The 20,584-nt window shown below is 47.0% G+C and carries 21 protein-coding genes; 12 read left to right on the plus strand and 9 right to left on the minus strand.

The window, feature by feature from the left end; all coding sequences use genetic code 11:
- Together AAC052_RS15600 and AAC052_RS15605 are read right to left on the minus strand one after the other, a co-directional pair.
- A complete protein-coding gene (locus AAC052_RS15600) occupies positions 1–255 on the minus strand; it encodes a transporter (protein WP_339814393.1) in 255 nt (84 codons plus the stop codon).
- Positions 252–1,394 (minus strand): glycosyltransferase, encoded by a 1,143-nt coding sequence (locus tag AAC052_RS15605; protein ID WP_339814395.1) that lies wholly within the window; start codon positions 1,392–1,394, stop codon positions 252–254. The genes AAC052_RS15600 and AAC052_RS15605 overlap by 4 nt, the downstream gene beginning before the upstream one ends.
- Positions 1,395–1,472: 78 nt before the next feature.
- Here AAC052_RS15605 and ruvC point away from each other — a divergent pair, with 78 nt between their 5' ends.
- Complete coding sequence (gene ruvC, locus AAC052_RS15610) at positions 1,473–2,033, plus strand: crossover junction endodeoxyribonuclease RuvC (RefSeq protein WP_339814397.1); 561 nt, start codon at positions 1,473–1,475, stop codon at positions 2,031–2,033.
- A 12-nt stretch (positions 2,034–2,045) separates the two neighbouring features.
- Here the strand turns inward: ruvC and AAC052_RS15615 are convergent, their stop codons facing one another.
- The 5 genes from AAC052_RS15615 to rsmA form a co-directional block, all read right to left on the minus strand.
- On the minus strand, positions 2,046–2,438 hold the full coding sequence (locus AAC052_RS15615; RefSeq protein WP_339814399.1) for an HIT domain-containing protein: 393 nt from the start codon (positions 2,436–2,438) through the stop codon (positions 2,046–2,048).
- 11 nt (positions 2,439–2,449) lie between these two features.
- Positions 2,450–2,923: a transcription elongation factor GreA gene (gene greA / locus AAC052_RS15620; RefSeq protein WP_151998344.1), complete on the minus strand. Its 474-nt coding sequence runs from the start codon at positions 2,921–2,923 to the stop codon at positions 2,450–2,452.
- A 257-nt stretch (positions 2,924–3,180) separates the two neighbouring features.
- Complete coding sequence (locus tag AAC052_RS15625; RefSeq protein ID WP_317487424.1) at positions 3,181–4,146, minus strand: NAD(P)-dependent oxidoreductase; 966 nt, start codon at positions 4,144–4,146, stop codon at positions 3,181–3,183.
- Between the two features lie 5 nt (positions 4,147–4,151).
- Positions 4,152–5,519: a magnesium transporter gene (gene mgtE / locus AAC052_RS15630; RefSeq protein ID WP_317487425.1), complete on the minus strand. Its 1,368-nt coding sequence runs from the start codon at positions 5,517–5,519 to the stop codon at positions 4,152–4,154.
- Positions 5,492–6,292, minus strand: coding sequence for a 16S rRNA (adenine(1518)-N(6)/adenine(1519)-N(6))-dimethyltransferase RsmA (rsmA, locus tag AAC052_RS15635; protein ID WP_317487426.1), 801 nt, complete (start codon positions 6,290–6,292; stop codon positions 5,492–5,494). Before rsmA ends, mgtE begins: the two co-directional genes overlap by 28 nt.
- Positions 6,293–6,416: 124 nt before the next feature.
- Between rsmA and pdxA the strand changes: the two genes are divergently transcribed.
- The 11 genes from pdxA (at position 6,417) to AAC052_RS15690 (ending at position 16,756) form a co-directional block, all read left to right on the plus strand.
- A complete protein-coding gene (pdxA, locus tag AAC052_RS15640) occupies positions 6,417–7,451 on the plus strand; it encodes a 4-hydroxythreonine-4-phosphate dehydrogenase PdxA (RefSeq protein WP_317487427.1) in 1,035 nt (344 codons plus the stop codon).
- A 179-nt stretch (positions 7,452–7,630) separates the two neighbouring features.
- The gene (locus AAC052_RS15645; RefSeq protein ID WP_339814403.1) at positions 7,631–8,179 is read left to right on the plus strand and encodes a DUF177 domain-containing protein; all 549 of its coding nucleotides are present in this window, start codon (positions 7,631–7,633) and stop codon (positions 8,177–8,179) included.
- Positions 8,180–8,198: 19 nt separating this feature from the next.
- Entirely contained in the window at positions 8,199–8,390 is a 192-nt protein-coding gene (rpmF, locus tag AAC052_RS15650; RefSeq protein WP_317487429.1) for a 50S ribosomal protein L32, read from the plus strand.
- Positions 8,391–8,428: 38 nt separating this feature from the next.
- Positions 8,429–9,370, plus strand: coding sequence for a phosphate--acyl-ACP acyltransferase (locus AAC052_RS15655; RefSeq protein WP_317487430.1), 942 nt, complete (start codon positions 8,429–8,431; stop codon positions 9,368–9,370).
- A gap of 12 nt (positions 9,371–9,382) precedes the next feature.
- The gene (locus AAC052_RS15660; protein WP_317487431.1) at positions 9,383–10,381 is read left to right on the plus strand and encodes a beta-ketoacyl-ACP synthase III; all 999 of its coding nucleotides are present in this window, start codon (positions 9,383–9,385) and stop codon (positions 10,379–10,381) included.
- Positions 10,382–10,411: 30 nt separating this feature from the next.
- Positions 10,412–10,975: an elongation factor P gene (efp, locus tag AAC052_RS15665; protein WP_317487432.1), complete on the plus strand. Its 564-nt coding sequence runs from the start codon at positions 10,412–10,414 to the stop codon at positions 10,973–10,975.
- A gap of 119 nt (positions 10,976–11,094) precedes the next feature.
- The gene (gene accB, locus AAC052_RS15670; RefSeq protein ID WP_339814406.1) at positions 11,095–11,565 is read left to right on the plus strand and encodes an acetyl-CoA carboxylase biotin carboxyl carrier protein; all 471 of its coding nucleotides are present in this window, start codon (positions 11,095–11,097) and stop codon (positions 11,563–11,565) included.
- 59 nt (positions 11,566–11,624) lie between these two features.
- Positions 11,625–12,971, plus strand: a complete 1,347-nt coding sequence (gene accC, locus AAC052_RS15675; protein WP_317487434.1) for an acetyl-CoA carboxylase biotin carboxylase subunit — start codon at positions 11,625–11,627, stop codon at positions 12,969–12,971.
- Positions 12,972–13,097: 126 nt separating this feature from the next.
- Positions 13,098–13,850, plus strand: coding sequence for an SDR family NAD(P)-dependent oxidoreductase (locus AAC052_RS15680; protein WP_339814408.1), 753 nt, complete (start codon positions 13,098–13,100; stop codon positions 13,848–13,850).
- Positions 13,851–14,069: 219 nt separating this feature from the next.
- Positions 14,070–15,779 (plus strand): IlvD/Edd family dehydratase, encoded by a 1,710-nt coding sequence (locus tag AAC052_RS15685; protein ID WP_339814409.1) that lies wholly within the window; start codon positions 14,070–14,072, stop codon positions 15,777–15,779.
- A gap of 212 nt (positions 15,780–15,991) precedes the next feature.
- Positions 15,992–16,756: an SDR family oxidoreductase gene (locus tag AAC052_RS15690; RefSeq protein ID WP_339814411.1), complete on the plus strand. Its 765-nt coding sequence runs from the start codon at positions 15,992–15,994 to the stop codon at positions 16,754–16,756.
- 95 nt (positions 16,757–16,851) lie between these two features.
- On the opposite strand, the gene AAC052_RS15695 is transcribed toward AAC052_RS15690, so the two are convergent.
- Together AAC052_RS15695 and AAC052_RS15700 are read right to left on the minus strand one after the other, a co-directional pair.
- Complete coding sequence (locus tag AAC052_RS15695) at positions 16,852–17,886, minus strand: acetamidase/formamidase family protein (RefSeq protein WP_339814413.1); 1,035 nt, start codon at positions 17,884–17,886, stop codon at positions 16,852–16,854.
- Positions 17,887–18,133: 247 nt separating this feature from the next.
- Positions 18,134–20,527: an ABC transporter permease gene (locus AAC052_RS15700; protein WP_339814415.1), complete on the minus strand. Its 2,394-nt coding sequence runs from the start codon at positions 20,525–20,527 to the stop codon at positions 18,134–18,136.
- Positions 20,528–20,584: the final 57 nt, after the last annotated feature.

Raw genomic sequence — 20,584 nt, forward strand, 5'->3', positions numbered from 1 at the left:
TTAGCGCCCATTGTGAGCGAGCAGGCCTTCCTTGCTGGCCAGATAAAAGTAGTTTTGAAAGTTGTGATCTAAGTTGATTTGCTGATCCGATATTTCGGCAGCTACACTTTCATAAACTTTCAACCATCCCTTACGGAATAAATCGGTGAGGGTAGACTTAAGGCTTTCCACTGACAAGTTGGTTGCGTTCTTCAATTCTTTGAAGTGCGTTACGAAATACAACTCGTCCAATACATCAAACTCCAGGTCACTCATGGATACACCCTTCCCTTCCAGTGATATTCTCCAAAATTAGAAGCTATAGCAAAAAATACGGCATAAAACGGGTAAATAATTTCCATGAGAACAAAGTACTGCCCCAGTCCACCCAGGTTGAAGTTTTCGCTGATTTTTCGGCTGAAGGCAAACTCCGCAAGCCATTTTAGAGCAACAGGCATCAGCCAAACTGGATTCAATGAAATTAAGAAAAAGCTAAAAAGGCAGATGAAAACAAAGTTGCCCGCCACCACAACAGCGGCGAGTTGGCGAGGCCACGGAACAGTGTAGGCCTTCCACTTGCCTGCCCAGCGCCTCCGTTGGTGGTAGAGGGCTCCCAGCGATTCCGGCCTGTCGGTTGAAACAAGCGATTCTTGATCTTTATTGTAAAAAGCGCCATTCGGATATTTCGTCTTCACGGCGTGCAACATAAACTCATCGTCGCCGGAAGCAATCTGTTGGTTGCCGTCAAAAGGATTGAGTTCCTGTATCAGCTCACGCTTATAAGATAGGTTGGCACCACTACACATGGTTGGTTTATGGATCAGGTTAGTGATGGCTGCAACGCCCGTCAGCGACATTGCCTCCAGGTTCAAGAGCGCTGACGCCCAGTTTCGTCCTTTAAAGTAAAATGCACCAAAGACCAACTTCGCTTCCTTAAAATGTGTGTAGTAGTTAATATGCGAGGCTACCCAATTTGGCTGCACGTTGCAATCAGCATCGGTCAGCACAAGCACGTCTGCCTCAGATAGCGCTGCTGCTGCCTTGATTGCCTGCTTTTTTCGGCTTCCTTCGCCAACTGAGGCTTCGAGGTGAATGACTCTAAGTGCCATGCCATTGTCCGCAGCAAAGCTTTTCGCCCTTTCTACCGTGTCGTCGTCAGACTGGTCGTTGACTAAAATCACTTCCAGCAGATGGCCGGGGTAAGTTTGAGCTTTGATGTTGCCCAAAAGTGACACGATGGATGCTGCTTCGTTTCTGGCCACAATAACAATTGATACTGACAGATTGCCAGTCGTTCCTGCAGTCCCGGGCGCAGTGGGAATACGTCTCCACTTAGCCCGGCAATAAGCAATGAACAGGCTGTACATGACAACACCCACAGCAGCAACGATCCCGAAAATATCAATAGCCAACATCCGGGTTTGAATTTAGGGAGGATTTACGTAGCATCACGCAAATTTTAAATAAGCTTATTGTAAAAAGCTACAGCAGGTTTGAACAAGACTGTAAAAGAGAAAATCATTTTGGGGGTTGACCCGGGCACCAGCATCATGGGCTACGGGGTCATTATGGTGCAGGGAAATAAACTAACGTTGTTACAGTTTGGTGTGATTCACCTGAGCAAGTATTCGGGCCATGAGTTGAAGCTCAAGAAAATTTTTGAAAGGATCACCTCAGTCTTAGAGGAGTTTCATCCCGATGAGGTAGCGTTGGAGGCTCCATTTTTTGGTAAAAACATCCAGTCGATGCTTAAGCTGGGGAGAGCGCAGGGTGTGGCCATGGCTGCAGCATTGGCACGTGAAATTCCGATTTTTGAATATGCGCCCAAAAAGGTAAAGCAGTCGGTAACGGGGAATGGGAACGCCTCAAAGGAGCAAGTAGCTAAGATGCTTCAGACGCTTCTCAATTTCAAAGAAGCACCTAAGCTGCTTGATGCTACGGACGCACTGGCGGTAGCGGTTTGTCACCATTTCCAGGGTGGCGCCACCGGGCCCAAAAACAAAAGCTGGAAATCTTTTATCTCTGATAATCCTGGTAGGGTAGAGGGAGTTTAGCTGCGAATCAGGCTATAATGCAGCTCTGATTTTTGCTGCCGTGGCAGCCAGCTCTTCCTGTGTTGGGTGCAATTTGGGCTCAAGAAAATTGATGTCCCTCATGCTGTTGAGCGGCACCAGATGCACATGGGTGTGGGGTACTTCAAGGCCAATAACAGCCACTCCTACTCTCTTGCAGGGAATGCTCTTATCGATAGCCCTGGCTACTTTCTTGGCAAAGACCATTGTCTTTGACAAAGTAACATCGTCATTGTCAAAAATGTAGTCCACTTCTTTTTTAGGCACCACCAAAGTATGGCCCATTACCAGTGGACTGATATCCAAAAAAGCGATAAAGTGCTCGTCTTCGAGCACTATATGACCTGGTATTTCTCTATTGATGATTTTGGTGAAAATAGAAGCCATCGTGCGAATTGTTAGATAGCAATATCAACAATTTCGAATTCAATATTCCCGCCTGGCGCTTCTACCATAGCTGTTTCGCCAAGCTTCTTTCCCAGCAAACCTTTGCCGATCGGCGACTTAACCGAAATCTTGCTGGCTTTCAGATCCGCTTCTTCCTCCGCCACAAGCATGTAGGTCATCACCGCCCCATTTTTCTTGTTCTTGATTTTCACCTTTGACAGAATAGCCACTTTTGAAGTATCAAGCTTGGTTTCGTCAATTACCCGGCCATTGCCAACAATCGCTTCAAGCTTCGAAATTTTTAACTCCAACAAGCCCTGAGCATCCTTTGCAGCATCATACTCAGCATTTTCGCTCAGGTCACCTTTGTCTCTGGCCTCAGCTATTTGACGGGCCATATCAGCTCTTCCTTTCGTTTTCAACTCATTTAGCTCGTCCTTGAGTCTTTTGAGTCCTTCCTCTGTGTAATAAGATAAATTAGACATACAGTGTGCTATTAAATAAAAAAGAACGGCCCGCCAGGTAAATCCTATTGGAGACCGTTACAATTGATGATTTTTTACTGATGATCGATTAAAACGTCACTAACAACTATTGTAAACTTTATTGACAATAGCTGAAGTCTGTGATATCAAATATATTAAGATTTTAATCCAAACCCCGTCGGAGCTTAAAACATATATTGATCTAGCATGCAAATATAAAGATTTATCCCCTAAACCTGCAAACCAGAGATCAGGCATTACAACGAAGTGCTTGGGGTTTTGGTTTCTTTGAGCTTCAATTTACGAATCTTCTCTACCAGCACCTGATTGATTCTCTCGTAGGATTCGAACGACCAACCTGCCACGTGAGGTGAGAACAAAACATTCTTCATCTGAGCAAGTTCACCGAATATGCTTTCCTGTTCTGGGGTGAAAGAGTGAAGCTTTTCATTCTCGAGCACGTCAAGTGCTGCGCCTCTTATTTTACCAGACTTAAGACCACCCAACAGATCCCTGAGAACCACCACCTCGCCTCGTGACGTGTTCAATAGCCAAATCGGTTTTTGAAATCTCTCAATAAATTCAGCGTTAACCATTTGTCTGGTTTCCGCAGTGAGCGGCACATTCAAACTAACAATATCGGCTTCAACATACACCTCCATCATGGATGCTTCTTCCACACGCATATTGCTAAAACCTCTTTTGAATTTGTCATAAGCAATGACCTTGCACCCAAAGCTGGTCAATCTCCTCGCAAATGCATCGCCCATATGACCAAAGCCAATGATAGCAACTGTCTTCCCTTTCAACTCATAGCCCCGGTTGCCCTCACGGTCCCACACTTTGCTTCTTATCTGAGCGTCGCCCACCAGCAAGTTATTGAACAGTGTAAGCAACATGGCTATACTGTGTTCTGCCAGCGCATCCTGATTACCTTCCGGGGCATTTAGCAAGTAAATCCCCTTACTTTCCGCAGCTTTTACGTCGATCTGATCCATGCCAGCACCGGCCCTGGCTATGAACTCCAATTTCACACACTTTTCTAGGAAAAGCTTATTGATCACAAGCTTTGAACGCACAACAAGGCCAGAGTAATCAGCGACCCTGTCCAGCACCTCGCCAGCAGTTATTTGCGGTTCATAGTCCACCTTATACCCTTCGTTTTCCAGAAGCGGAACTATGCTAGGGTGCATTTCATCCACGATCAATACAGACTTCAACATATCTCTTAAAATATTCCGTAAAGTAAGTTGGCCACTGTAAAGTAAACCCCTAAACCAAGCAAATCGTTTGCTGTTGTGATGAAGGGGCCAGAAGCGAGCGCAGGGTTAATGCCAAACTTATCTAATATAATTGGCGTGATTGTGCCCATAAATGAAGCCAGCAGCACCACACTGAAAAGGGCAATACTCACTGTGATGGCTAAAAATTCTTCTTTGTAGAGAAGAATGACAGACCCAAAAACCAGCAATGCGAGAATAAGCCCATTGAGCACGGCCACCGTGAGTACTTTCACCAACCTCCTGGCCATAGATTCTGCAAAAACATTGGGGTTTGCCAAGCTCTGAACGACAATGGATGACGACTGTATGCCGACATTGCCTCCGGTGGCTGTTATCAGCGGGATAAAAAAAGCTACTGCCGGGATCAGCGCAATATCGCCCTCAAAAAGCCCTATGAACCTGGCCCCCATCAATCCACCAACCATGCCTATGATCAACCATGGCAACCGGGCCTTCGAAAGCTTCCAGACGCTGTCGTCTTCCTCAACGTCGTCGGAGATACCAGCCATCAGCTGCCGTTCCTCTTCGGCCTGCTCCTGCATCACATCCACAATGTCGTCAATGGTGATTCGGCCTACCAGCCTGCCTTTGGCATTGATAACTGGTACAGCTTCCAGGTCATACTTCCGCATGATGGACGCCACCTCATCTTCATCCATGTGGGTGGCAACGGACACGATATCGTCGTCGTAGATATCGGCAATTTTAGCGCTGTCTTCGGCTATAATGATTTTCTTAAGCGATACCTTGCCGATCAGTTTCCCTGTGTTGTTTACCACGTACACCGAATAGATTTTCTGCACCGTTTCGGCCTGCTTTCTGATTTCCTCAATACACTGACGAATGGTCCAGTTGAGATTGCACTTGATAAGCTCTTTGGCCATCAAACCGCCCGCTACATCTTCGTCGTAGTGGAGCAGTTCCTGAATATGCCTTGCCTTTTGCTCGTCACGAATGAGGGCAACGACCTCTTCCCTGGTCTGGAGGGATAGCTCCATCAAAATATCCACACAATCATCCGAATCGAGGAAATCGAGGAAGGAGGAAATTTCTGTTACCGTGAATGCACCAAGGAACTCAGTTCGGGTGTCCTCGTCCAGGTCGTTGATGATCTGGGCGCTGATCTGCTTCTCCAGAAGGTCGATAACGTATTTCGACTCCTCAGTATCGAACTCGTAGAGGAGTTGGGTTATATCAGCTGGATTGACGCCATCGAGCGACGCTCTAATGAACTGCTCATCTTTCTCGTCAAGCGCTCCCTGGAACCTCTCGAGGTACTCTTTGCTTAGCTCGAATTGGATGACTGCTTCCATGCTTTTTCCAGAGATAAAGTAAGTTCGAAGAAATCTTCAACTGACAATTGTTCCGCCCGCTTCTGAAGGATGGGGTTTACTTCAAATTCAGTCGGCAAAGTTAGTTCTTTAAGTGCATTCCGCAACGTTTTGCGTCGCTTTTGGAAGGCGGTTTTCACCACTTTCCGAAAAAGATCTTCGTCACATGGCAAGCGCTCTCGTTTGTTTCTCTTCAGCCTGATAACGGCTGAATTTACTTTTGGCGGTGGATGAAAAACACCCGGAGGCACAGTAAAAAGAAGGTCTATATCGTAGTATGCCTGCAAAAGTACGCTGAGAATACCATAGTCCCGGCTACCTTCCTTCTCGGCTATGCGCACCGCCACCTCTTTCTGGATCATGCCCACCACTTCGGGCACCTTTTGGCGATTATCAAGCACCTTGAAAAATATTTGCGAACTTATATTATAAGGGAAGTTTCCAATGACGGCTAACGGGCCAGGTGCAATAGCCTCCAAGTCCATTTTCAGGAAGTCGCCACCGATAATTCTACCTTCCAGCGAAGCAAAGTGCTTTTGCAGGTAGGCCACCGACTCTTTGTCTATTTCGGAAACATATAACTGAAATTCCTTCTTATCAATCAGAAACTGTGTGAGCACACCCGTGCCGGGCCCCACCTCCAGTACCGTTTTGTAGTCGCCGTGAAGAGTTAACGACTCCGCAATTTTCCTGGCAATGTTCTGATCTTTCAAAAAATGCTGCCCTAGATGCTTTTTGGGTCTAACTCTGTCCATTTTTTTAAAGAAGGTAAAATCCCTTAATTTGCGCCTCCTGTGTGGAAAGGTTACACATTACTCAATCCCTGAATGAAAAACCCAAACGCAGGCCAAATAACTGAAATTTTGTAGGATAAATCGGATGGATAAGTCAAAGAAAAATAAACCTGTTGTTGGCATCACCCTTGGAGATATTAATGGGATTGGTCCTGAAGTCATCATAAAGGCCCTTGAAGACAGCAGGATATTGAAGTTTATGACGCCCGTCATTTATGGTTCTTCCAAAGTTGTGTCCTATTACAGAAAGGCGCTCGACCTGAGCGACTTCAACTACCACCAAATTAAGGATCTGGGCCAGCTCTTTCATAGAAAAGTAAATGTTTACAACCTGTGGGAGGAAACCGTTGAGATCAAAATGGGGGAGGAAAATGAGACAGGAGGTAAGTATGCGTTTCTTTCCCTGAAGGCGGCAGTGGCCGATTTGAAGGACGGAAAGATTGACGCTGTAGTGACAGCGCCCATTTCTAAAAATAATATTCAAAGCGAAGAATTTAAATTTCCAGGGCACACCGAATACCTGGCCGAAACTTTTGGCGTAAAGGATCACCTGATGCTGATGGCTGGCGACAAAATGAAAATTGGGCTGGTTACGGGGCATATTCCTTTGAAAGCAGTGGTTTCAGCACTGGGCAAGGAGCTTATCCTTAAGAAGCTTTCGGTGCTTGACAGTACATTGAAAAAAGACTTTGGCATCAAGAAGCCAAGGATAGCTGTGCTGGGGCTCAACCCTCATGCGGGAGAAAATGGCTTACTCGGCAACGAAGAAAGAGACGTGATTTCGCCAGTGCTTAAAGAATGGAAAGAGAAGGGCAATCTTGTTTTTGGCCCGTTCCCCTCAGATGGGTTTTTCGGCACTCTGATGCATGCAAAATATGATGGCGTACTGGCCATGTATCACGACCAGGCGTTGATCCCGTTTAAGACCCTGTGCTTTGAAACCGGCGTTAACTACACAGCAGGTTTGCCCGCTGTTCGTACTTCTCCTGACCACGGCACCGCCTACAGCCTTGTAGGGAAAAATGAAGCCTCTGAATCATCTATGCGGGAAGCTATCTTCATGGCCGCAGACATTGTGAAGCAGCGGAGGGTGAACGATGGTGAAGAAACGGAAGATTGATTTTTGATCACTTGATAACCTTACCGCTTTTAAATAGGCCTCGGTAAAAACTAAATCGGTGCCAGAAACCGTTCTAAGGGGGTGCGAGATATTTTATATTTAATTCATGAACGTCGTTTTATTAATTACGGCTTTATTCATATCTTTGCGGTCTTTATTGAATACAGAGTGAGTTTGAGATGGCAAAAAGTCCCTTAAAACCGTTTGAAATAGAGATTCAGGGGCTTTCTCTTGACCAGCATTCATTTGACTTCAGCTTTGACAATCAATTGTTTGAGGCATTCGAAGGGTCATTGATTGAAAAAGGCAAGGGAAGTGCTCATGTTGAGCTTTTGAAATCTGAAACAATGATGACTTTGTCATTCGAGGTTGAAGGTTCGGTCGAGCTTATATGCGACAGAAGCCTGCGCCCGTTTGACTATGAGCTGGACATCAGGCAGGAGTTGATCATTAAGTTTGGAGACGAGTTTGCTGAATTGGACGACGATATTGTAGTGATTCCGAGAGAAACACAGTATTTGAATGTCGCTCAATATATATATGAGTTCATTTCGGTGGACGTTCCGATGAAAAAGCTTCATCCGGAATTGGTGACTGAAGAAGACGAAGACTACGGGGTTGAAGGATCGTTGATTTATCAAACCTCTGCCGAGCAGGAGCAAGACGACGACACAGAAGAGAACGTCGATCCACGCTGGGAGGCGCTGAAAAAATTTAGAAACAATTAATTGTTAATACGAAGTAAAAATGGCACATCCAAAACGAAGACATTCGACCGCTAGACGTGATAAGAGAAGGACTCACTATAAAGCTGAAGCCAAAAGCTACGTGGTATGTCCTACAACAGGGGAATTTCACCTGCCGCACAGAGCCTTCTGGCTTGAAGGCAAGCTTTACTACAAAGGCAAAGTGATCATGGAAAAAGAGGTGTTGGCATAAGCTAACCCCTCTTTTGGTTCCAAACCAACACATCGTGCATGAAAATAGCTGTTGACGCAATGGGAGGCAATCTTGCCCCTGATCATGTTGTCATTGGAGCAGCCCAAGCCCTGAAGTCCTTTACTGAAGCCGATTCATTGGTTCTTCTGGGCGATAAAAGCGTTATTCAGGCGTCATGCGAAAAACTTCAAATCTCCCATCAACTATTTGAGCTTCACCACGCTCCTGAAGTTATTGGCATCGATGAGCATCCTACCAAGGCCCTGGCTCAAAAGCAGCATTCAAGCATTGCAGAGGGGTTTCATTTACTGAAAAATAAGGAAATAAGGGCTTTTTGCGGGGCCGGCAACAGCGGAGCCATGCAAATGGGTGCCCTTTTTTCAGTCAAGCCTATTGAAGGGGTGATTCGGCCAAGCCTGGCTGGGCTTGTACCAAAGGAAGACGGTGGCTATGCACTACTGCTTGACACCGGCGCCAATACCGACGTTCGGCAAGACGTTCTTCTCCAATTCGGCGAGCTGGGCTCAATTTATGCGGCGAACATGATGGGCATTGAAAACCCCAGAGTAGCACTATTGAACCTTGGCAAAGAGGAAGGAAGGGGGACCCTGTTTACCCAGGCGGCCTACCAGCTATACAGCGGTAGTTCCAAAGTGAATTTTATTGGAAATATTGACGGTAGCGACCTCTTCAATAATAAGGCTGACGTGATAGTCTGTGATGGCTTTACTGGCAATGTGGCGTCAAAAATGATTGAGGCTTTTTACGATCTTCTGAAGAAACGTAATTTCCTCGATGACTTTTTCACAAGGTTTAATTACGAAGCCGTTGGAGGAAGTCCTATATTGGGAGTTAATGGGAATGTGGTCGTTGGCCACGATGCCTCCAGCCCTGAGGCAATTAAAAACATGATTTTACTTGCATACCGAATGGCGGAAACCAATTTTTACCAAAAAATAAAGGTCGCCTTCGGAGATTAAACAACTACTAATATGACCAAAGTCCGGGCAGGAATAACGGGGATTCAAGGATACGTTCCAGATTATATATTGACCAATAAAGAGCTGGAAACCATAGTAGAAACTACAGACGAGTGGATCACCTCCAGAACCGGCATCAAAGAAAGGCATATCCTGAAAGGCGAAGATCAGGGAACCTCCGTAATAGGCATTGAGGCTGTGAAGGGGTTGCTGAAAAAGACCAACACCGACCCTTCGGAAGTAGATTTGGTGATCTGCGCCACTACCACTCCTGACATGTTGTTCCCCGCCACAGCCAACATCATTTGCAATGCGGTGGGAATAAAAAATGCTTTCAGCTACGATATTCAGGCTGCTTGCTCTGGGTTTCTCTTCGCCCTCACTACAGGATCACAGTTTATCGAAACGGGAAAATACAAAAAGGTAATCGTGATAGGAGCCGACAAAATGTCCTCTATTATCGACTACTCCGACAGAACCACCTGCATTATTTTTGGCGATGGTGGTGGTGCAGTGATGCTTGAGCCAACAACTGATGGCACAGGCATCATCGACGCTGTTCTTCACTCCGACGGGTCGGGCGAGCCGTTTTTGCACATGAAGGCCGGTGGCAGTCGCAAGCCTGCTACCGCAGAAACAGTGCTTGCAGGCGAACACTACGTGTACCAGGAGGGGGCTACCGTTTATAAATTTGCGGTAACCAATATGGCCGAGGTGGCTGCCGAAATTATGGAAAGAAACAGCCTTACGTCAGACAACGTCGACTGGCTGGTACCTCACCAGGCCAATAAACGTATAATAGATGCTACCGCCAAACGAATGGGCGTTGGCGAAGAGAAGGTGATGCTCAATATTCAAAAATATGGCAACACCACTAGCGGCACCATTCCACTTTGCCTGTGGGATTACGAAAAACAATTGAAAAAAGGGGACAATCTGGTGCTAGCCGCTTTTGGTGGTGGGTTTACCTGGGGATCAGTTTATGTTAAATGGTCCTACGATTCTAAATAATAGCTTCAACATCAATATTGACAATATTTTATGGCAACTACAGCTGACTTTAAAAATGGTCTGTGTATTGAGTATAACGGCGAACTTCATGTCATTACCGAGTTTCAACATGTGAAACCAGGTAAGGGCCCTGCCTTTGTCCGCACCAAGCTCAAAAACATCAAAACCGGCAGAGTGATTGACAACACTTTCAATTCGGGTGTGAAAATTACAACTGCAAGAGTGGAGAACCGACCTCATCAGTTTCTTTATAAAGATGACCTGGGCTACAACTTCATGGACAGCTCTACTTTTGAGCAGGTAATTCTTCAGGAAGAGATGATCAGCGCTCCACAATTCCTGATGGATGGGCAAGGTGTCGACATTCTGGTACATGCTGAAACCGAAACACCACTGTCTTGCGAATTGCCTGCACACGTAGAAGTGACTGTCGTTTATACAGAGCCGGGTCTCAAAGGAGACACGGCCACTAACACATTGAAACCCGCCACTATAGAAACCGGTGCGACCATAAAAGTACCCCTGTTTATCAATCAGGACGAACGAATAAGAATCGATACAAGAACCGGCGAATACTACGAAAGAGTGAAATAGTAGCTATTCCATGTACGGCAGGTATTTCGAAAATATTCCACTAATTTAGTTATTGGTTAACCCAACAAAATCTATTAGCCATGGCAGAAAAGCAGTCGAGGCCCAATAAAAACGAACCTATGAAAGCGAAAGAAATTCAGGATCTGATCGATTTTATCTCCAAAAGCGGACTTGAGGAAGTTAATATCGAAACAGAAGAGTTCAAGATCAAAGTAAAGCGCAATAGCGATGCACCACGCATCGTAGAACAGGTTGCAGCAGCCCCAGCTCCAGTAGCATCAGCTCCGGCACCTGCACCAGCCGCAGCTCCGGCAGCTCCGGCTCCGAAATCTGGCAATGACGAAAGCAAATACCTTACAATCAAATCTCCGATGATTGGCACTTTTTACCGCTCTCCTAACCCTGAAACAGACGTATTTGTAAAGGTTGGTGACAAAGTGAAATCAGGGCAACCTGTTTGTATTATTGAAGCCATGAAGCTCTTCAATGAAATCGAATCTGAAGTTTCCGGAACCATCGTGAAGGTATTGGTAGACAACGCTAGTCCGGTAGAATATGATCAACCATTATTCCTAGTTGACCCTTCATAAGGCCAGCATTTGAGGAGTATTGAAGTCATATTTATTTGTCAGGATAAACCCAAATTATTGTGTTCAAAAAGATATTAATAGCCAATAGAGGAGAAATCGCCCTGAGGATCATAAGAACCTGCAGGGAGATGGGTATTAAAACAGTGGCCGTTTATTCCACAGCCGACAAAGACAGCCTGCACGTGAGGTTTGCTGACGAGGCCGTTTGCATAGGCCCTCCTCCTAGTGCCAAGTCGTACCTGAAAATGCCCAATCTGATTTCAGCGGCTGAAATTACCAATGCCGACGCCATTCACCCCGGCTATGGTTTCCTTTCTGAAAACGCTGAATTTTCACGCATTTGTCAGGAATATGGCATCAAATTCATCGGTGCCACTCCCGAGATGATCAACTCAATGGGAGACAAAGCCACGGCCAAAGACACCATGAAAAAGGCTGGCGTACCCATTATCCCCGGATCTGAGGGTCTGTTGGATTCAGTGGCGCAGGGTAAAAAATTGGCAGCCGAAGTAGGCTACCCGGTGCTATTGAAGGCTACTGCTGGCGGTGGTGGTCGGGGTATGCGCCTGGTGAAGCAAGAGTCAGAATTTCAAAAAGCCTGGGACGATGCGAGAATGGAATCTGCAGCTGCTTTTGGAAACGACGGCCTCTATCTCGAAAAGTTTGTTGAAGAACCACGCCATATAGAAATTCAAATTGTTGGAGACAGCAGAGGCAGAGCCTGCCACCTTTCGGAGAGAGATTGCTCTATTCAGCGCCGCCACCAAAAGCTGGTAGAAGAAACCCCCTCTCCTATTGTATCTCAGGAGCTGAGAGAAAAAATGGGTGCAGCGGCCATTGCTGGTGCCGAGGCTATAGGTTACGAAGGAGCAGGTACCATTGAGTTTCTTGTAGACAAACATGGAGATTTCTACTTCATGGAAATGAATACCAGGATTCAGGTGGAGCACCCAATTACTGAAGAGGTCACAGATTTTGACCTCATCAAAGAGCAGATTCAAGTCGCTGCCGGGGTGCCTATTTCCGGCAAGAACTACTTCCCGAAACTTCACTCAATGGAGTGTAGAATCAACGCTGAAGACCCAGGAAACGGATTCCGCCCAAGTCCTGGTAAAATAACAAACCTTCACCTGCCAGGTGGGCACGGTGTGAGAGTGGACAGCCACGTGTATGCGGGCTATACCATTCCACCTAACTACGACTCCATGATTGCCAAGCTCATTGTGTCAGCCCAAAGCCGTGAAGAAGCGATTACCAGAATGAAAAGGGCTTTGTCAGAGTTTGTGATTGAGGGAATTAAGACCACCATTCCATTCCACATTAAGCTGATGGACGACCCGATCTTCAAGTCAGGCAAGTTCACCACGAAATTCCTGGAAGATTTCGATTTCAGTGATTTAAAGTAAAAAACTTCGCAACCCGAAGTATTCAGAACCCGAAGCACAATGTTTCGGGTTTTTTTTTATGGTTTTCAAGCTAACTGTGCAAAGTGGTTATGCATATAGCGGGGAAAATCTTAAGTTTAATATTACATGGAAAGATTTGAAAATCAGGTAGCCATTGTCGCTGGCGGAGCCAGAGGGATTGGTAAAGGAGTAGCCAAAAGATTGGCCTCAGAAGGTGCAACAGTTGTGATACTTGATGTACTTCAAAAAGAACTGGATGCCACTGTAAAGGAACTTGCAGGCAATGGATTGAAGGTATCCGGAGAAATAGTGGATGTAACCTCTGAGAAAGAAATACAGACCCTCGTTCAAAAAGTGGTAGCTGCCAATGGTCGGTTGGATGTGATGGTCAACTGTGCTGGTATTGTGGGGGAAACCAATGTGAAAATTGGCGACTACACCACCGATATATTCGACAAGGTGATTGCTATCAACCTGAGAGGTGCGTTTCTGCTTACCAAGCATGCTATCGCTCCCATGGTAAAGGCAGGCTATGGCAGAATTCTTCATGTGACCTCAATTGGTGGCAAGGAAGGCAACCCGGGCATGATGGGCTATGCAGCAAGCAAATCAGGACTAATTGGACTGGTGAAAGGAGCTGGAAAAGAATATGCGGAATCAGGCATCACCGTAAATGGCATTGCCCCAGCTGTAATTGCTACGGAGTTTAATGAAAACACCGACCCAGCAATGTTGAAGTACATGACCGATAAGATACCTATGAAGCGCATGGGAACCATCGAAGAGGTGGCGGCCCTCTCCTGCTGGATCGTATCGAAAGAGGCAAGCTTCAATACTGGGTTTGTCTTTGACATTAGCGGCGGACGAGCGACGTATTGAGGAGGAAGGAAGGAGACGGAAGACCGAAGTCGGGAGACCGAAGTCGGGAGAAAGAGGTTGGGAGACGGGAGACCGAAGACAGGAGATAGGAGACAGGAGACCGAAGTTGGGAGACGGAGAACTCGCCTGACTACAGGCGGAACTAGAGAAGAATATTGAAAAACCCAAAAAGGAAGTCATTATATAGAAGAAAAAAAACACCTACAATTACTTACCTACATGAAAAAATTACGCAGCCAGAACTGGTTTGGCAAAAAGGGAAAAGACGGGTTCATCTACAGAGCCTGGATGAAAAATCAGGGTACTCCGCACGACGAGTTTGAAGGAAAGCCGGTGATAGGCATATGCAACACGTGGTCGGAGCTGACTCCTTGCAACGGGCACTTCCGGGACCTGGCTGAATCTGTAAAAAAAGGCGTTTGGGAAGCTGGTGGCTTTCCTCTGGAGTTTCCTGTGATGTCACTCGGTGAGACATTGATCAAACCCACTGCGATGCTCTACCGCAACCTTGCCAGCATGGATGCAGAAGAAAGCATCAGGGCTAACCCCATCGACGGTGTAGTGCTGCTGGGTGGTTGCGACAAAACAACGCCCTCTATCCTCATGGGTGCTACTAGTGTCGACCTGCCCACCATTTTCGTTTCAGGTGGCCCTATGCTCAACGGAAAGTACCGGGGAAGAGACATTGGCACCACCGACATCTGGCGTTTCAGTGAAGCCAACCGTCGTGGTGAGATGAGCCAAGACGAGTTCATGACCGCTGAGGCCTGCATGTGCCGCAGCCAAGGCCATTGTGCCGTGATGGGCACCGCCTCTACGATGGCCTGCATGGTGGAGTCGCTTGGACTTACCCTGCCAGAGAATGCGGCTATCCCTGCTGCCGACTCCAGAAGAAAAGTATTGGCCCAAATGAGTGGCCGCCGGATTGTGGAAATGGTGAAGGAAGACCTGGTAGTTTCCAAAATCCTAACCCGGGAAGCGTTTGAAAACAGCATCATGCTGAATGCTGCGGTGGGCGGTTCTACCAACTTTGTGATTCACCTGCTGGCCATTGCCGGTCGTGCCGGCATCAAGCTGGATCTTGAAGACTTCGATAAATTCTCTTCCAAAATACCATTGCTCGCCAACCTGCAACCTTCCGGTCAGTTCATGATGGAAGAGTTCTTCTACGCCGGTGGTTTGCCTGCTGTTATCAAAGAACTGCTGCCATTGATCAACAAGAATGCGCTCACCGTGACAGGGAAAACGATGGCAGAAAACGTCGCCAGATCGGAAAACTTCAACGAAAACGTTATCGCCACTGTCGCTAAGCCCTTTAAAAAGGATTCAGGCATCGCCGTTGTAAAGGGCAACCTTGCAGAAAACGGTGCTATTATCAAGCCCAATGCAGCCACGCCTGCATTGATGGTGCACAAAGGCAAAGCCGTAGTATTTGAAGACATCGAGGATTTCAAAGCGAAAATTGACGATCCTGCTCTGGAGGTAGATGAAACCTGTATTCTGGTGTTGAAGAACGTAGGCCCTAAGGGCTATCCTGGTATGCCGGAAGTAGGCAATATGGGCATGCCTAAAAAGTTACTTGATAAAGGAGTCACGGACATGATCCGCATTTCCGATGGGCGCATGAGTGGCACGGCTTTCGGAACGGTGATTTTGCATGTGTCTCCTGAATCGGCTGCTGGTGGCAACCTGGCATTGGTAGAAAATGGTGATCTTATTGAGCTGGACGTACCTAAAAGAAAGCTGCAATTGCACGTGACTGACGAAGTGCTAGCTGAACGGAAAAAGAAGTGGAAAGCACCTGACCTGGGTTACGACCGTGGGTATGTGAAGCTGTACATTGACCATGTCGAGCAATCGCACCTGGGCACTGACCTCGACTTCCTCAGAGGAAAGTCGGGTAAAGAGGTGAAGCGGGATTCGCATTAGACACGATCTTTTCTGATCCTTTACCCCGACCCTAAAGGGAGGGATCAGAAAACCCACCTTTATGCCTGGAGGGTTGCAAAGAAGAATGTCATACTGAGCCTGTCGAAGACGGGTTTAGAGCCTTAAAATCTGTTGTCAATACACTATACTTCGACAAGCTCAGTATGACATTCCGTTTGTTATAAAATTTAATCCATTAACACCCTTTTGAAATGGATCAATTATTCAAGGACAAAGTTGCCATCATCACCGGTGCCGGGATCGGGATCGGCTTCGAAATAGCCAGGCAGCTTACCCAAAGAGGCGCCAGCGTGGTGCTCAATGACATTGATGAAAAGGTGGCAAAGCAGGCCGCAGACACTATTACCAAAGAAGGGGGCAAATGTGTGCCATTTGCAGGCGATTCCAGCACGCTGGAAACCATACAAGGATTGATTGGCAAAGCCGTCGACACCTATGGCAAGCTGGACATGGCCGTTGCCAATGCCGGCATCACCACGTTCGGTAAGTTTCTGGACTACCAGGTGGAAAGTTTCCAGCAGATTTGCGCCGTAAACTTGCAGGGTACCTTCTTTTTAGCACAACAGGCAGCACTTCAGTTTATCAAACAAAAGTCCGAAGGGCGAATTTTGCTTATGTCCTCTGTGACAGGTCATCAGTACCATCCCGACCTGGCAGCCTACGGCATGAGCAAAGCTGCTATTCAGTTTATGGCTAAAACGCTTGGTGCGGAGCTAGGCCCAAAGCAAATAACAGTGAATGCCATCTCTCCTGGCGCTACCATTACCGAGCGTACACTGGCACTTGATGAAAACTATATGGATGTGTGGAACAGCATTACTCCAACAGGTAGGGCCGCCACGGTACAGGATATTGCTAATGCGGCATTGTTTTTTCTCTCGCCACATTCAGGGCAAATTACGGGGCAGACGCTGGTAGTTGACGGGGGCTGGACGGCGGTGAGCCCGCCGCCGTAAGTCCTAAGGGTTTTTTGCAAATTTTAGAGACTCCTGCCTTCGCAGGAGTGACAGTGCAACAGGCTTTTGTACAATCACCTAGCCAACTCCTCCGCTCACTCCTTCACAAAAATCTCCTTCGGCAGCATGGCATGCACACCCACGTTTCCATCTACCAATTCAGTGATATTCACATCTACTGCAATGCTGCTGAGCATATAAGCATCGGCTTGTGAGAGGCCTTTTTCTTCCATCAGGTACTTGATCATTTCACGCACTGCCGTGCGGGTGGCAATGGTCAGGTCACGGTCGCAGCCCATGGTTATCACGTGGGTGGCGGTTTCTGCCCGTGGCCATGTCAACGACTTGCCCTTGTGAACTTTGAACTGTAACAGTCCTTTCAATGAAGTTTCAATGGCAGTAATGTCCACTTCTCCATTGCCCTGCGCTGCATGTCCGTCACCAATTTCGAAGAGGGCGCCTTTCACGTGCACAGGTATAAAAAGAGAGGAGCCCTCTACCAACTCTTTGTTGTCGAGGTTGCCGGCATGTACCCATGGAGGTGCGCTGTTCCAGCGACCAGCTTCTACGGGTGGAGCCACACCCATGCTACCAAAAAACGGCTTCAGGGGCACTTCAATCCCGGGAGCGAAATGACCGAGCATTTTCACGGTGTCCATCTCAATGATCATCATCTTACGCTCAAAAATCTCGTCGGACAAAAAACCATTACCGCCAATGGCATTGTAGCCGTAGTCGATGGCCAGATCGATTGACAAAACCTTCACTTCCAGCACATCGCCAGGTTCAGCCTCTTCAATATAGATGGGGCCAGTGAGCACGTGACCACCAGGACCCCGCTCTGTCACCGACTGCACATCCCGTAGCGCCTGCTCTACCCTTTCCGGCGCTACTCCGGCTCCTTCCAGTCGCTCCGGATTGGAGGTAAGCACGGTATGCACCTTTACGTGGTCACCCGACTTGATAGTCAGTACCGGCTTGGTCTCTGACCAGTAGTGGCCCCAGGCGACTGTAGTGGGGGAGGGATTAAGAATATAGGGGTTAGATACAGTACCCTTCTTTTGAGCTTGAGTGGCAAAAGCAGCGAGGCTAAAAGCCAGGAAAGCCAGTAATTTGGTATTGAAGCGCATGGTTGGTTGATTTAGGGAAGAGTAAAAGGCAAAAGAGACTTTCAATTCCAATCCTGTCCATTTTCAATGGTATTGGAAAGTGAATTAAACTGAACAACAAGGGTGTGAAGACGAAAGATAGTAAAATGAACTATCAGAATGGAAGAGTAATGATAGGAATGGTCAAAAGAATATAGTGCTCACTTTGGAGACTCCTGCTTTCGCAGGAGTGACAGTGCAGCTACCTCAGTGCCTGCAACCCACCCCCTCACTCATACCTCAGCGCATCTACCGGATTGGCTTTAGCGGATTTAAGCGTATGGTAGCTGATTGTCGCCAGGGCAATGGCGACGGCAATGACCATCGACACAATAAAAACCACTGGGTTGATGTCGATGTGATAAGCAAAGTTCTCCAACCACCTGCCAAGAAAAAGCCATGCAAGCGGCGTCATGATCACAAAGGCTATCAGAATGAGTAACACAAAGCTTTTGCTCAGGCCAAACATGATATTGATCACCGAAGCGCCCAGCACTTTCCTGATACCTATTTCCTTGATCCTCCTCTCGGTAGTGATGGCAGCCAAACCAAACAGCCCCATACAGGCGATAAGGATGGCCAACACGCCCATGATAGTCACCACAGCGCTCATTTGTTTATCGGAGCGGTAGAGCTCCTCAAAATGAGCATCCAGAAAGGTGTACTCCAGTGGAAACCTGCCAACATGTTTCGTCCACACTTCGTCCAGTTCCTTAAGGGCTCCGTCAATGTTTTGTCCATTGATTTTCACTGACATTTCCTGATAGCCCCATTCAGGGTGCACCACCATCGACAGCGTGTTAACAGCATAGTGCAACGAATTGAAGTTGAAATCTTCGGTCACTCCGATAATTGTTCCCAGCGAGTCGTTGTGAAACCATCCGTGGCCCGCCTTCGCTCCAATTGGCTGAGACAAATTCAGGTCTTTGGCCAGCGACTCATTGATGATGAACGACATGCCATTGTCTTGCGCATATTCCTTCGAGAAACCTCTCCCTTCTTTCAGTTTTATGCCAAATACTTCAAGGAAATCGTAATCCACATTCACATTGGAAGGTGTAATATCCATTACTCCTGAATCCGACTTGTACTTGAAACCCCACTGGTGAAAATTGTTGCCCAGCCGCTGACCGGAGGCTGTTACGCCAAGAATGTCGGTTTGGTTGAGCAAGTCACTTTTGATCAGGTCAAACTTCTTGTTAGCATCCCCATTCAGGCTTACCTGCACAATGTGATCCTTATCGAAGCCAATGTCTTTGTTTTGCATGAAGCTGAGCTGCTGCAACACCACGAAGGTGCTCACAATCATGGCCAATGCCAGACCAAACTGCACTACTATCAGCGAGTTTCCCAGCCACGACTTACCACTCTTTACATTTGCTCCTTTAATGATGCTGACGGTCTTAAATGAGGCCATAAAAAGTGCGGGGTAAATCCCACCAATCAACCCCAACATCAAAGTAATGAAGAAAAGCCCGCCCCAAAATGAGGGTTGCCCAAGGTAGGAAAGCAAGCTCAGCTCCCTGCCAATCAGTGTATTCAAAAAGGGAATAAGGAGGAGATCCAGGAACAGCGCCAGGAACAACGCCAGAAAAGCCAAAATGGTTGACTCAATAAGGAATTGAGAAAAGAGCTGACCTTTTTTGGCTCCAATTGACTTGCGGATACCCACTTCTTTGAATCGGTAGGAGGCCCGAGCTGTGACCAGATTGGTAAAGTTGACTCCCGCAATGAGTAGTATGAAAATTCCAACCAGCTCAAACGTGCCAATGTACTCGCCATTGAATTTTCGGTAGTCGTGGTAGTCGTGCTCAATATCTATGGAGCCCAAATGCACATCTGTCAATGGCTGCAAAAATAACTTGTAGTAGTCCAGAATATTTTCACCACCATGCTTAAGGAGAAAATCGTTGAACCCGGCAGACATCTCCTCTACGTTTGTACCCGGGTGCAGCTCAAGGTAGGTCACCATCCAGTTACTGCCCCAGGCGGTATTAAGGCCCGGATTGTCTTTGACGATGGTTGCCATCGAAACAAGCACCTCGAATTGCAAATGTGAGTTTTCGGGCACATCCTTCATTATCCCGGTAATCTTGTATGACTTATCGCCCCACGTCACCACCTCCCCCATCACGTCTTTTCTCTCAAAAAGCTTCATCGCTAACCCCTCAGTTACTACCATGGTAAGTGGGTCGTTCAACGCATTTTCCCTATCACCCTCAACTACGCCAAAGTCAAACATCCGGAGAAAAGTGCTGTCCACATTGGCTCCCATTTTAACTTTTATCTTTCTTTCACCCACCTCAAGCAGCATATTGTCGTTTCCCATGAACCGGGCATACCGCTTCACCTGAGGGAAATCCTGCTGCATGAACGGCCCCATGCCCGGCATAGAAAGGGCCACTTTTTGAGTGTTGGTACCAGGAAAGCTCTGAATCTCATCGAGCCGGTAAATGTTTTCCTTTAGCGAATGGAATTGATCGAAGCTGGTTTCATCCTGAATAAACAGGTAGATGACGATGGACGCCGCCAACCCAATAGCCAGGCTGAAAACGTTAATGAAACTAAAGAGCTTTTGCTTGAGAAGATTGCGAAAAGCAATGAGGAGGTAGTTTTTGATCATGGAAGGGATTGATTAGTTATTGAAATTTACTCGCTTCTAATCAAATGGTTACATGGT

It is taken from the genome of uncultured Imperialibacter sp., assembly GCF_963974565.1.
GTDB classification, from domain to species: domain Bacteria; phylum Bacteroidota; class Bacteroidia; order Cytophagales; family Cyclobacteriaceae; genus Imperialibacter; species Imperialibacter roseus.